Source organism: Allokutzneria sp. A3M-2-11 16, from assembly GCF_024213555.1.
In the GTDB taxonomy this organism is placed as follows: Bacteria; Actinomycetota; Actinomycetes; order Mycobacteriales; family Pseudonocardiaceae; genus Allokutzneria.
Genome location: NZ_JANAVO010000001.1, coordinates 1,220,039 through 1,232,628 on the forward strand (window position 1 = coordinate 1,220,039; position 12,590 = coordinate 1,232,628).

12 protein-coding genes are annotated in these 12,590 nt (G+C 70.5%); 1 reads left to right on the plus strand and 11 read right to left on the minus strand.

Features of this window, described 5'->3' with window-relative positions; all coding sequences use genetic code 11:
- Positions 1–31 precede the first annotated feature (31 nt).
- The 9 genes from NLX83_RS06025 to guaB all read right to left on the minus strand — a co-directional run bounded on the left by NLX83_RS06025 (position 32) and on the right by guaB (position 10,274).
- Positions 32–295, minus strand: a complete 264-nt coding sequence (locus NLX83_RS06025) for a hypothetical protein (RefSeq protein WP_254233864.1) — start codon at positions 293–295, stop codon at positions 32–34.
- 18 nt (positions 296–313) lie between these two features.
- Complete coding sequence (locus NLX83_RS06030) at positions 314–760, minus strand: hypothetical protein (RefSeq protein ID WP_254233865.1); 447 nt, start codon at positions 758–760, stop codon at positions 314–316.
- 116 nt (positions 761–876) lie between these two features.
- Entirely contained in the window at positions 877–2,358 is a 1,482-nt protein-coding gene (locus NLX83_RS06035) for an FAD-binding oxidoreductase (RefSeq protein WP_254233866.1), read from the minus strand.
- Between the two features lie 80 nt (positions 2,359–2,438).
- Entirely contained in the window at positions 2,439–4,013 is a 1,575-nt protein-coding gene (locus tag NLX83_RS06040; protein ID WP_254233867.1) for an FAD-dependent monooxygenase, read from the minus strand.
- Positions 4,010–4,972, minus strand: coding sequence for an MBL fold metallo-hydrolase (locus NLX83_RS06045; RefSeq protein WP_254233868.1), 963 nt, complete (start codon positions 4,970–4,972; stop codon positions 4,010–4,012). Before NLX83_RS06045 ends, NLX83_RS06040 begins: the two co-directional genes overlap by 4 nt.
- A gap of 40 nt (positions 4,973–5,012) precedes the next feature.
- The gene (locus NLX83_RS06050) at positions 5,013–6,767 is read right to left on the minus strand and encodes an FAD-dependent oxidoreductase (RefSeq protein ID WP_254233869.1); all 1,755 of its coding nucleotides are present in this window, start codon (positions 6,765–6,767) and stop codon (positions 5,013–5,015) included.
- A gap of 214 nt (positions 6,768–6,981) precedes the next feature.
- On the minus strand, positions 6,982–7,602 hold the full coding sequence (locus NLX83_RS06055; RefSeq protein WP_254233870.1) for a hypothetical protein: 621 nt from the start codon (positions 7,600–7,602) through the stop codon (positions 6,982–6,984).
- A 2-nt stretch (positions 7,603–7,604) separates the two neighbouring features.
- Entirely contained in the window at positions 7,605–8,732 is a 1,128-nt protein-coding gene (locus tag NLX83_RS06060; protein WP_254233871.1) for a GuaB3 family IMP dehydrogenase-related protein, read from the minus strand.
- Between the two features lie 30 nt (positions 8,733–8,762).
- Complete coding sequence (guaB, locus tag NLX83_RS06065; protein ID WP_254233872.1) at positions 8,763–10,274, minus strand: IMP dehydrogenase; 1,512 nt, start codon at positions 10,272–10,274, stop codon at positions 8,763–8,765.
- Positions 10,275–10,523: 249 nt separating this feature from the next.
- On the opposite strand from guaB, the gene NLX83_RS06070 reads away from it, so the two are divergent.
- Positions 10,524–10,910: a DUF5319 domain-containing protein gene (locus tag NLX83_RS06070; protein ID WP_030427457.1), complete on the plus strand. Its 387-nt coding sequence runs from the start codon at positions 10,524–10,526 to the stop codon at positions 10,908–10,910.
- 72 nt (positions 10,911–10,982) lie between these two features.
- Here the strand turns inward: NLX83_RS06070 and NLX83_RS06075 are convergent, their stop codons facing one another.
- Both NLX83_RS06075 and NLX83_RS06080 read right to left on the minus strand, forming a co-directional pair.
- A complete protein-coding gene (locus NLX83_RS06075; protein WP_254233873.1) occupies positions 10,983–11,957 on the minus strand; it encodes a hypothetical protein in 975 nt (324 codons plus the stop codon).
- A complete protein-coding gene (locus NLX83_RS06080; RefSeq protein WP_086820961.1) occupies positions 11,958–12,530 on the minus strand; it encodes a sigma-70 family RNA polymerase sigma factor in 573 nt (190 codons plus the stop codon). It lies immediately after the preceding gene.
- Positions 12,531–12,590 lie beyond the last annotated feature (60 nt).

The following is a 12,590-nucleotide window of genomic DNA, read 5'->3' on the forward strand; positions in this document are numbered from 1 at the left end:
CCGGGCGCGTCGCACGCCCGGCCCATCGCCGTCATTCCACGAGAAGGTGGAGCCAGTACACGTTCTCGGACTCGGTCCACACGCATTTCCAGTCCATGGCGAGTCCGAGTGCGATCTCCCCGGCCCCGTCGACCTGGCACGCGAAATGCTGCCACGGGAAATACGAGCGGTGTTTGATCCAATGCGGCGGCGCGGGAGCCTCCATACCGGCTGCGGTTTCGGCCGCCGCGGCGTGGCCGCCGATCAGCCCCATCGAGGCCGTCACCAGTGTCGCGGCGACAACCAGGTCACGCATTGCTCGCACAGCTCCCCCTCACGGCTGAATGCGGACGCAGGTCGGCTCCGGCATGTGCCCCTGCCACGAGGTTCGACCGCACATGAACGACCCCGGCATGAAATCCATGTTGAGGAACCACTTGGTTCCGTGGATTCCGATCGAACAACCCGCGTTGCGGTCGGTCTTCTCCCAGTGCGCGCCGTCCGCGGTCCTGCCCCAGACGGCGATGGTCGCGTCGCAGATCTGCACCGGCCAGGCCGGTGCGTTGTGCGACTGGAGGAAACCGAACACGCTTTCGACACGCTTGCCCTGCGCCCGCACTTCCACGCAGTGCGTGCTGTAGTTGCCGGGACCGTTCGCCCAGCCGCAGTTCTGGTCATATCCCGCCGCGGACGGCGGAGCTTTCTCCGCCGCTGACGCCGGATTCGCGAGACCCGCCGACATGACGGCGGCCACCGCCAGCGCCTTCAGAACCTTCTTCACGTGATCCCCCATTCCTGGGCGGAAAAATCCGCCTTGAAATGAAGTCTTTCCGGAACGCGACGCCGCGAGATCAGCCGAAGCGCCTACCCGCCCATCCGTCTATCGGTGGACGCGGATCACCGGGTGCGCAGGCCCTGGGCGAAGGCGAAGACCCCGTCCGGGTCGTAGGTGTTGGCGACCTGGCGCAGGCGGCTGAGGTTGTTGCCGTAGTACGCCTGCGGCCAGTCCCGCTGCGCCGGGTCGATGTAGTTCACGTACGCGCCCCGGCCGACCTGCTCGGCGATGTCCCGCTGCGCGTTGTCCACCTGCGAGGCCACCGAACGGAACTGGCCCGCCTCGGTGTCCGCGTAGACCTGCACCGTGGCCAGCGCGCCGCGGTGCGGGAACGCCGTCGCCGTTGCGTCCACTGTGGACACAGCGCCGCCGAGCGGGTCGAACAGCAGGTCCATGTCCGGGCGGTCGTTCACCAGCGCCGCAAGGCTTCCCGGCTCGTCCATCCGCTTCTCCAGCACGCGGGAGGACGCGACGAAGCCCGTCTTGCCTGAGCTCCCGGCGAAGTGCCGCATCGCGGAGAGGTAGTTCATCGTCTGCACGTTCCGGTTGGTGACGCGCGCCCCCGTACGCCGGGCGAGCTGGGTCAGCATCGTGTTCGCCCGCGCGGACGCGCCGACGTAGCACCCGCTCACCCTGGGCCTCGGCGGGCTGCCGCCCTCGATCACGCAGTTCGCCCACAGCTCGGTGGGGGCCTCGCCGATCCAGTCCTGCCAGGCCCCGAGCACCTCGGCCGAGGACCCCGCGGCGAACTCCAGGTGGAACACGGTGAGCTGGCCCGGGGCCGCCTCGGTGCTGAACTCGAAGGACGTCACGATGCCGAAGTTGCCGCCGCCGCCACCGCGCAGCGCCCAGTGCAGGTCGGAGTCCCCGTCCGCGGACGCGGTGTGGTTGACCCCGTCCGCGGTGACGATCCGCGCCGACACCATGTGATCGGCGGTGAGGCCGAACTTGCGGGTCAGCACGCCGAGGCCGCCGCCGAGCGCGAGCCCGGCGATGCCGACCGTCGGGCAGGTTCCCGCTGGCAGGCAACGGCCCTTGGCGGCCAGCGCCTCGTAGACGTCGGAGAGCCTGGCACCCGCGCCGACCTCCGCGGTCCCGTCGCCGCGGACCTCGACCGAGTTCACCGTGCGGAGATCGACCACCAGGGCGCGGTCGGGGCAGCTGTACCCGGCGTAGCTGTGCCCGCCGCTGCGCGCGGCGATCGGGATGTGCGAGCGGCGAGCCATCTCGATGCACGTCTGCACGTCCTCGACGCCGCGCACCTGGGCCACCGCCGAGGGCGAGGTCTTCGCCAGCGCGGTGTTGAACGGTCTCGCCGCGTCGTAGCCGGGCTGCCCCGGCTGCGCCAGCGTGCCCTTCAACCGCGACTTCAGGCCATCCCAGTCCGGCGGGACCGCGGTCGCGGTGCTCGGCGGAGCCGTCGTCGGCGTGGTCGCGGCCGTCGTTGTGGTCGCCGGTCCGCCGTCACCGCAGGCTGTCAACAGCGCGAACGCGCCGAACCCGCCCGCGGTGCGCAGAAAGTTCCGACGATCAACGGCAGACACCCGGATCACCTCCGAGAAAGCGGTCACCCGACCGCGAAACGAGAAGCGCCGACGAGAAGGTCGGCGTCAGGGCGAACTATTCACCATCCGGAGGCCCGACGCAGTGCGCTGACCAACGCCGCGCCGAGGTATCCGTCCCGGAAAAGAGCGGCAAGGTGTCCGTCCGGCCGCACCAGCGCCGCGGAGCCCGGCGAAACGCGAAGAGCATCCGCGAGCGCGCCGTTGTCGTCGGCCTCCTCCAGGGACTGCACCTGCACCGGCGGACCGTCGACGGGCAGCCGGACCGGGGTGTTCAGCGTCAGCAGCGTGAAGACCGGACCGAACGTCGGCCGCAGCCTGCCACCCCCGGCCAGCGGCGCGTCCGGGCACAGCACGCCGGGCAACGGCGGCCGGGGCACTCCGGGTTCCCGGGGGAACGCGGCGACCTCGGTCGGCTGCGCGGGCGTGGTCAGCGGCGAGTCGAGGTAGTAGTAGGGCTCGGCGAGCTTGCCGGAGTCGATCCAGCTGCGCGCGCCGGGATCGTCGACGCTGCGCCGCAGCACGTCGTTGCGGTAGGCCCGATCGGCCGCCGTGCGGGGCACCAGGAAGCGCATGGTGTCGCCGGTGACGCGCAGATTTTCCTGAGCCGCCGCGCGCCGCTCCACGTTGTAGGAGTGCAGCAACGCGGGCCCGGCCCAGCCCTGCCGGTCGAAGGCGATCTTCCAGGCGGCGTTCTCCGCGTCCTGCGCGCCGGAGTTGAGCCCGCGCGCGCCGAACGGGCTCATCACGTGCGCGGCATCGCCCGCGAGCAGCACCCGGCCGACCCGCATCGTCGGCACGCAGCGCTGGTGGAACCGGTAGGCCGAGGCCCACACGATCTCGAAGTCCTTGTCCCCCACCACTTTCCGGATGCGCTCGGTCAACCCGCCGTTGGCGTCCTCCGTCGCGAGGTCGAACTCCTCCGGCACCTGCCAGTCGATCCGCCACACCCGGCCGGGCTGCGGGTGCACCAGCACCTGGCGGCCGGGGTTCCACTCCGGGTCGAAGAAGAAGCGGCGCTCCGGCGGCAGGTCGAGATCGGCCTTGATGTCGGCGATCAGGAACTTGTCCGGGAACGAGTGACCGCGGAAGGGCAGCCGCAACAGCCTGCGGACCGTGGAGTGCGGACCGTCCGCCGCGATGCAGTGCGTGCCGCGCACCGTGATCAGGCCGTCCGAGGCCGAGGTCCTGGAGACGGTGGCGGCGCGGACGGTCACGCCTTCCTCGTCCTGGTCCACCTCGACCACCTGGTGCCCGCAACGCAGGTCCACCAAGGGTTCCTCGGCCACCCGTTCCAGCAGCATCAGCTCCAGGTCGGGCTGCGGCAGGTTCACGAACGGCGGGAAGCCGCCGCCCTCCGGGTGCGGCAGCTCCAGCGTCAGCAGCTCGTGCTCGCGGTAGAAGGTGCGCCCCAGGTACCAGGTCACGCCCTCACGCGCGGCGCGCGCGCCGATGCCGATCCGCTCCAGCAGGTCGAGCACGTCGCGCTGGATGCAGATGGACCGGCTGCCCACCGGCGTGTGCTCCGGCAGCGCCTCCAGCACCACGCTCGGCACGCCCGCCCTGGCCAGCAGCAGCGCACCGATGAGACCGACGGGGCCACCCCCGACGACGACTACCGGCTCGTCCTGGCTCATCCCCGGTCCTGCAACAGCGCCCAGACCTCGCGGTCGCGTTCCGGGGTCCAGATCCGGGGGTCCTCGACGCCGTCCAGCTCGTCCCAGAGGCGCTGCACGTCGAACGGCAGGCAATGCTCGAAGATCGGCCACTTCCCGTATGTCGGTTCCAGCACCTCGTGCGCCGCGTCGAAGGCCGTCCGGACGTCCCCGCCCGCCGCGTGCACGGGCTCGACCGCCGCGATGAGCTTCACCAGGAAGCTCTTCGTCTGGTTGATCGCCGCCTCGACGTTCTCCGCGCCGTGCACGACCGCCCCGCGGCCGCCGACCAGAACTTCCGCGCCCAAGGCCGCGATGGTGTCCAGCGTCGCGAGCCAGTCCTTGTGGTAGGCGTCGCCCGTGTAGAGCGCCGCCTCCGACTCCACGAGATCTCCGGCGAAGAGGATCTTGCGCTCCGGCAGCCAGGCGAAGACGTCACCCTTCGTGTGCCCGCGCCCGGCATGGCCGAGCACCAGATCGCCCCGGTCACCGCCGAGCACGAGCGACAGGTCCGCGGAGAAGGTGATCGTCGGCCAGGTCAGGCCGGGGATGGAGCCGGGTTCCTTGAAGAGCCTCGGCATCCTGGCGTGCTCACTGGCCCAGTCCTGCTCGCCGCGCTCATCGACCAGCGCGCGGGTCTCGGTGTGCATGATGATCTCCGCGGCACCGAACGCGCTGGCGCCGAGCGTGCGCACCGCGTGGTAGTGGCTGAGCACCAGGTGCTTCACCGGCTTGTCGGTGTGCTCGCGCAGCGCGGTCAGCCAGTCCTCCGCCGCCACCGGCGTGGCCCTGGCGTCGAAGCAGACGACGTGGTCCTCACCCTCGATCGCGCCGACGTTGGGATCGCCCTCCGAAGTGAAGGCGTAGACGCCGTCGGCGAGCACCTCCAGCGTCTCGGCTTTGGGCGCGGTGTCGGCGCTGGATGCGAACGGCTTGGCCACCCCACTACTGTGCCAGCGATCACGGCGCGTGGGAACTCCGCTACCCGGAGGAAGCGTGCCGTGTCGGATCGGTCTGCCGCACCTCGACCACGGGCAGCCGCAGCGCACCCGGTGCCGCGGTCGGGACCGCTGGCCTGCGCGGCGCCACCGGGCTGACCCGCCGATAGCCCGCACCCTGCTCGGGCCGCGCGTCCGCCTCGCCCTTGTTCGGCCACATCGACATCGCCCGCTCGGCCTGGGCGGTGATCGTCAGCGACGGGTTCACGCCCAGGTTCGCGGTGATCGCCGAACCGTCCACGACGGACAGCGTCGGGTAGTTGTGCACCCGGTGGTACGGATCGATCACCCCGCTCGCGGCGTCCTCCGAGATCACGCAGCCGCCGATGAAGTGCGCGGTCAGCGGGATGTCGAAGATCTCCGTCCAGGTGCCGCCCGCGATCCCGCCGATGTGCTCGGCGACGCGCTCGGCCGCCTCCGCCCCCTGCGGGATCCACGTCGGGTTCGGCGCGCCCTCGTTCTGCACGGAGGTCAGCCAGCGCCTGCCGAACGCGCGCTTGGTGCGCGTGGTGATCGAGTTGTCCAGGGCCTGCATGACCAGCAGGATCACCGTCCGCTGGCTCCACTTCCGCACGGAGAGCTCGCGCAGCGCCCGGAGCGGGTGCCTGCCCATCTCCTCGAGCAGCTGCTTCCACCTCGGCGTCGGCAGGTCGCCGTCCGTGGCCAGGGTCTGCAACAACCCCATGGCGTTGCTGCCCTTGCCGTAGCGGACCGGCTCGATGTGCGTGCGGTCGTCGGGGTGGAACGACGACGTGATCGCCACGCCCTCGCTGAAGTCCGATCCCGGGTCGACGCGATCCGCCCGCGCGCCCAGGATCGCTTCGGAGTTCGTCCTGGTCAGCTCGCCGATCCGGGGCGAGAGCTCGGGCAGTGCGCCGGTGTCCCGCATGCTGTGCAACAGCTTCTGCGTGCCCCAGGTCCCCGCCGCGAGCACCACGTGCCCCGCGCGCAGCACCCGGCGGCGCTTGTCCAGCCAGGCCCCGGTGCGCTCGGTGCGGACGGTCCAACTGCCGTCGGTGCGCCGGCTCAACCCGGTCACCGTGGTCAGCGGCAACACCTTCGCCCCCGCCCGCTCCGCCAGGTACAGGTAGTTCTTGACCAGCGTGTTCTTCGCGCCGACGCGGCAGCCCGTCATGCACGAGCCGCACTCCGTGCAGCCGGTGCGCTCCGGCCCGGCCCCGCCGAAGTAGGGGTCCTGCGCGGGCTTGCCCGGCTCGTCGAAGAACACCCCGACCGGCGTGGCGTGGTAGGTCTCGCCGACCCCCATCTCCTCGGCGACCTTCCTGATCACCTTGTCCGAGGGGGTGTCCGTGGGATTGGTGACCACGCCGAGCATCCGGCTCGCCTGGTCGTAGAACGGCGAGAGCTCCGCCTCCCAGTCGGTGATGTGCGCCCACTGCCGGTCGGCGAAGAACGGGTGCAGCGGCCTGTAGAGCGTGTTCGCGTAGTTCAGCGACCCGCCGCCGACCCCGGCTCCGGCGAGCACGAGCACGTTGCGCAGCAGGTGGATGCGCTGCACGCCGTAGCAGCCGAGCTTCGGTGCCCACAGGAACCGCCGCAGGTCCCACGAGGTGCGCGCGAACTCGTCGTCGGCGAAACGGCGCCCGGCCTCCAGCACCGCGACCCGGTAACCCTTCTCCACCAGCCGCAGGGCCGCCACGCTGCCACCGAACCCGGAGCCGACGACGATCACGTCGAAGTCCAGGTCGGCACCCTTGTTACTCGCCAGTTGGGTCATGCACTGGAGGTTAGGCCGAACCCCGTGCGCCGACTAGAGGGTGTTACCGCCGGTAACGATAAAGACCCCGACGGCCCACCCGGGTTCCCCGGTCTTCAAGTACGGCGAACCCCCTCCCCAGCGGTCTCAAACCGCCCCCAACCCACGCCGGGTTGGGGGCGGTTTGAGACGGTTTTGGGTGGGGTCGGTGGTACTTGAAGACCGTCCAACCCACTCAGGTCAGGGCGGTGAGCAGGGCGATGGCCAGGAAGAGGAGCGGGGCGAACACGAGACCCCAGCCGACCAGCTGGCCCTGCTCCTCGTTGCTGCGCTTGCGGGTCAACCGCTGCTTGGCGCCCTTGCTGAACAGCCCGACGAGCCCGACGAGCATCATCACCGCGAGGATCAGCAGCGGGCCGAACACGATGATCCCCGGTATCGCCGCCTGACTCGCGTCCAGGCCGTAGTCGAACGCGGGGTGCGCCCGCTGCGGCACCCCGGCGCCCATCATCATCAGGGCGAGCGCCAGCCAGACCGTGTTGACCACGACCCAGACCGCCTTGCCCCGGTAACCCAGGAACGGCTCGTAGAGCACGTACACGCCCAGCGCGATGAGCGCGCCACCGCCGGGCAGCCAGCCGAACACGACCGCCAGCGGCGCGTTGCCGCCGACGATCCTGTCGAGCCCGGTGACGTAACCAGGTACCACCCAGATCCGCGCGACCGCGAGACCGGCGATCACCAGCACCAAGCCGATGACCTTCGGCCACTGCGGTTTGCGGCCCATCCAGGCGGCGAACTTCCCGAACGGCGTGACGGGCTTGGCGGCCTGCTCCTTGCGCTTGCGCTTGGCCACGACTACCGCCGAACGGTGAGGCCGACCTTCTGGAACTCCTTCAGATCGGAATAGCCTGTCTTCGCCATCGCCCTGCGCAGCGCGCCGAACAGGTTGACCGTGCCGAACGGGTTGGACGACGGCCCGAACAGCAGGGTCTCCAGGTCGTAGCTGGCGCCGGAGAAACCGAAAACGTCGCTGCGCGGCAGCGACGGGTGCGCGGCCGCGGCGGTCCAGTAGAAGCCCTGGCCGGGCGCCTCGTCGGCGTTGGTCAGCGATTCGCCGAGCATCACCGCGTCGGCACCGCAGGCGATCGCCTTGGCGATGTCACCGGAGTGCTTCATCGAACCGTCGGCGATGATGTGCACGTAGCGGCCACCGGTCTCGTCCAGGTAGTCGCGGCGGGCCGCGGCGGCGTCCGCGATCGCCGAGGCCATCGGCACCCCGATGCCCAGGACCTGGTTCGTGGTGGTGGCGTGCGACTCGCCGAAGCCGACGATCACCCCGGCCGCGCCGGTGCGCATGAGGTGCATGGCGGTGCGGTAGTCCCCGGCACCACCGGCGATCACCGGGACGTCGAGGTCGGCGATGAAGCGCTTGAGGTTCAGCGGCTCGCCGTCGCGCTCCACGTGCTCGGCGGAGATGATCGTGCCCTGCAGGATCAGCATCTCCACGCCCGCGGCCAGCAGGTCCGGGGTCAGCTCCTGCGCGTGCTGCGGGCTGACCCGCGCCGCGACGGTGACACCGGACTCGCGGACCGTGCGGATCGCCTCGGTGAGCAGGTCCACCCGCAGCGGGGCGGCGTGCAGCTCCTGCAGCAGCTTGACCGCGGCGTCGCCGTCCTCCTCCTCAGCCGCCTGGACGACCCGGAGCAGCGCCTCCTCGGGGTCGGCGTGCCGCGCCCACAGCCCCTCGGCGTTGAGCACCCCGAGCCCGCCGAGCTCGCCGATCCGCACCGCGGTGCCCGGCGAGACGATGGCGTCCGTCGGGTGGGTGATCAGCGGGATCTCGAAGCGGTAGGCATCGATCTGCCACGCGAGCGACACGTCCTTTGAGGACCGGGTGCGCCGCGAGGGAACGATCTCCACGTCGTCCAGACCGTAGGCGCGCATGGCCGTCCGGTTCATCCCGATCTCGACAAGATCCCGCACGTCAGTCCTTTCTCAGCCAGGAGCAGGGGGTCACCGGGAGGTGTAGTTGGGCGCTTCCACCGTCATGGTGATGTCGTGCGGGTGGCTCTCCTTCAGCCCGGCCGCGGTGATCCGCACCAGCTGGGCCTGCTGGAGCTCGGCGATATCGGCCGAACCGGTGTAGCCCATGGCCGAGCGCAGGCCGCCGACCAGCTGGTGCACGACCTGGGACAGCGGTCCGCGGAACGGGGTGCGGCCCTCGATGCCCTCGGGGACGAGCTTGTCCTCGGAGAGCACGTCGTCCTGGAAGTAGCGGTCCTTGGAGTAGGACTTCGCCTGGCCCCTCGACTGCATGGCGCCGAGCGAACCCATGCCGCGGTAGGTCTTGAACTGCTTGCCGTTGACCAGGATCAGGTCGCCCGGGGATTCCGCGGTGCCCGCGAGCAGGCTGCCCAGCATGACCGTGCTGGCCCCGGCCGCGATGGCCTTGGCGATGTCGCCGGAGTACTGGATGCCGCCGTCGCCGATCAGCGGGATACCGGCGGCCTGGCAGGCCAGGCTGGCCTCGTAGATCGCGGTGATCTGCGGGGCGCCGACGCCCGCCACCACCCGGGTGGTGCAGATGGAGCCGGGCCCGACGCCGACCTTGATCGCGTCGGCACCCGCGTCGATCAGCGCCTGGGCGCCCGCGCGGGTGGCCACGTTGCCGCCGACGACGTCGACGTTGTCGCCCAGTTCGCCCTTGAGCTTGGCCACCATCTCCAGCACGTTGCGCTGGTGGCCGTGGGCGCTGTCCACCACGATCACGTCGACGCCCGCCTCGTTGAGCAGCATCGCGCGCTGGTAGGACTCCTCGCCGGTGCCGACCGCGGCGCCGACGACGAGCCTGCCGTCCGGGTCCTTGGTGGCCAGCGGGTACTTCTCGGTCTTGACGAAGTCCTTGACGGTGATCAGCCCGCGCAGCCGGTTGTCGCCGTCCACGATCGGCAGCTTCTCGATCTTGTGCCTGCGCAGCAGGCCCAGCGCGGCCTCGGCCGAGACGCCGATCTGGGCGGTGACCAGCGGTCCCTTGGTCATCACCTCGTGCACCGGCTTGCTGTGGTCCATCTCGAACCGCATGTCGCGGTTGGTGATGATGCCGACCAGGATGCCGTCGTCGTCGGTGACCGGGACGCCGGAGATGCGGAAGCGGGCGCACAGCGCGTCCACCTCGGCCAGGGTGTCACCCGGCGAGCAGGTCACCGGGTCGGTCACCATGCCCGCCTCGGAGCGCTTGACCACCTCGACCAGGGCGGCCTGGGCCTCGGCCGCGATGTTGCGGTGCAGCACGCCCATGCCCCCGGCGCGGGCCATGGCGATCGCCATCCGAGCCTCGGTGACCGTGTCCATCGCCGAGGAGACCAGCGGGACGCGGAGGCTGATGTTGCGGGAGATCCGGGTGCTGGTGTCGACCTCGTTCGGCACCACGTCCGACGCGGCTGGCAGCAGCAGCACGTCGTCGAAGGTCAACCCGAGCATTGCGAACTTGGACGGAACGCCGTGAGCGGAGAGCTCGCTGGTCATGGCGGGTGATAGACCTTCCTGCGGTACCGGTGCTTGCATGGACTCCGGCCTGGTGGGATCAGAGGTCCATGCTAACCGCACGGCCCGATCGCGAATCGCACCGCCGCTGGTCACGCCCATCACGTCCGGGCCCTCCTGACAGCGTTGTCAAGTGCGCGAGCAACCGCTCCCAGCCCGTGACGCCCCTATAGCAGATTCCATCGGACCACCGAGGGACGCCGAGCGGGCGGGGCGGGTACGGTGCCAGACGTGCCGCACGACGCCTTGCCCCCTGACCCGTTCGCGGGCGACCCGAACGATCCCGCTCGGGCGCTGGACGCGGTCCAGGAGGACCCGGCCGAGCCGCTGACCGAACACGAACGCGCCGAGCTGCTCTCCGACCTCACCGATCTCGCCGTCTACCAGGCACTTCTGGAACCGCGCGAGATCAGGGGCATCGTGGTCGACTGCGGGGACTGCAGCGAACCGCACTACCACGACTGGGAGCTGCTGCGGGCGAGCCTGCACCAGCTGCTCAAGGACGGCAGGATGCGGCCGCACGAGCCCGCGTTCGACCCCGACCCCTCGGCGTACGTGACCTGGGAGTACTGCCGGGGTTTCGCCGACGGCGTGACCACGATCGAGAGCAGGCGCTAGAGCCGGGACAAGACGAATCCCGCAGCACCCTGGAGGCGCTGCGGGATTCTCGTGTGCCGTGTGCTGTTCGGCTCAGCCCCCGCCGGTGGGCACGATCGGCCCCGGCGGCTGACCGGCCCGCGGGCTGCCCTCGGTGGGGCTGCCGCCGGTGTTCGTCCCGCCGTTGCCACCCGTGGTCGAGTCGGTGGTCGACGGGGTGGTCGTCACCGGTGGGGTGGTCGTGGTGGGCGGGGTGGTCGTGGTCGTCGGCGGCACCGGTGTGGTGGTGGTCGCCGAGGTGTTGGAGTTGCTCTGCACCGGCGTGGTCGGCGACGGGTTCCCCGGGGTCGGCGACGGGATCACCGAGGGGTTGTTCACCGGCGGCGGCGGAGGCGTCTGCGGCGAGGAGGTCACCAGCTGCTTGACCAGGTTCTGGTGCTGGTCGATCAGCGCGGCGGCGCCGTCCTCCACCGCGACGGCCTCCAGCTTCTTCACCGCGCGGGTCAGCGCGGCGGCGGCCTCGTTGTAGTTGCCGTGCCGGAGCGCGAACGCGGCCAGGTTGAGGTCGTCCTTGGCCGAGGCGGCGTTCTCCACCGACCTGGTGTGGTCGGAGTAGAGCACCTTGGCCAGGCCCCAGAGCGCGTCGCCGGGCTGGGCGTCGCGGGCGGCGAGGCCGACGCCGGTGAAGGCGATGGCCAGCACCGCGGCCGCGGAGGCCAGCGGGATCAGCAAGCGGTGCCGGGGACGGCGCCGCGCCTTGGCCGCGTCGATGGTGGCCACGGCGGTGTCCAGGTCGACCAGCTCGCCCATGGACTCGGAGTCGACCTCCCTGCGCCAGGAGAGCAGCAGGGCGGAGAGTTCGGGATCGGCGATGCCGCCGTTCAGGGAATCCGAGGAGCGCAGTGTGTCCAGCAGTGCGTCGTCCGCCTGCACCGCGACGAAGTCGAGTGGCTCGTTGTCGCCGTCCTCCGCGGACCACGCGGTGTCCGAGAGGCTCACCGAGGACCGCCGCTCCCGACCGATCCGGCGCACGGTCGGACCGTCCAGGTCGTCGTTCCGCTCAACCATTCAGTACACCTCCTCCGCCGCTAACGTCTTCCGCAACCTGGCCAGCGCGCGGTGCTGGGCGACCCGCACAGCGCCGGGGGTGGACCCCACGGCGTCCGCGGTCTCCTCCGCGGAGAGGCCGACGACCACCCGCAGCATGAGGATCTCGCGCTGTTTGGGCGGCAGCACCCGCATGATCTGCGCCATCCGCTCGGAGAGCTCACCCTGCATGGCCCGCTGTTCCGGACCGGCACCCATCTCCGGGGAGTCCGGCACCTCCGAAACCGGTTCGGACCGGTTGCGCGCGGCCGAACGGTGCGCGTCCGCGACCTTGTGTGCGGCAATGCCGTACACGAAGGCCAGGAACGGTCTTCCCTGGTCCCGGTAGTTCGGCAGCGCCGTCAGCACGGCGAGACACACCTCCTGGGCCACGTCGTCCGCGGAAGCGTACGACCGCTCTTGCCTTCCGACTCTGGCGCGGCAGTACCGCACCACAAGGGGACGGATAGCTGCCAGTAGGCGCTCGATCGCCTGGCGGTCGCCATCGAGCGAAGCACCTACAAGGGCGTCCAGCCCGTCCCCCATGTTGGTCATCGTTGAGAGCAGCCCAAGTGTTACGAGTTGGCGGACCGATAGTTGTTATTCGATAACCGG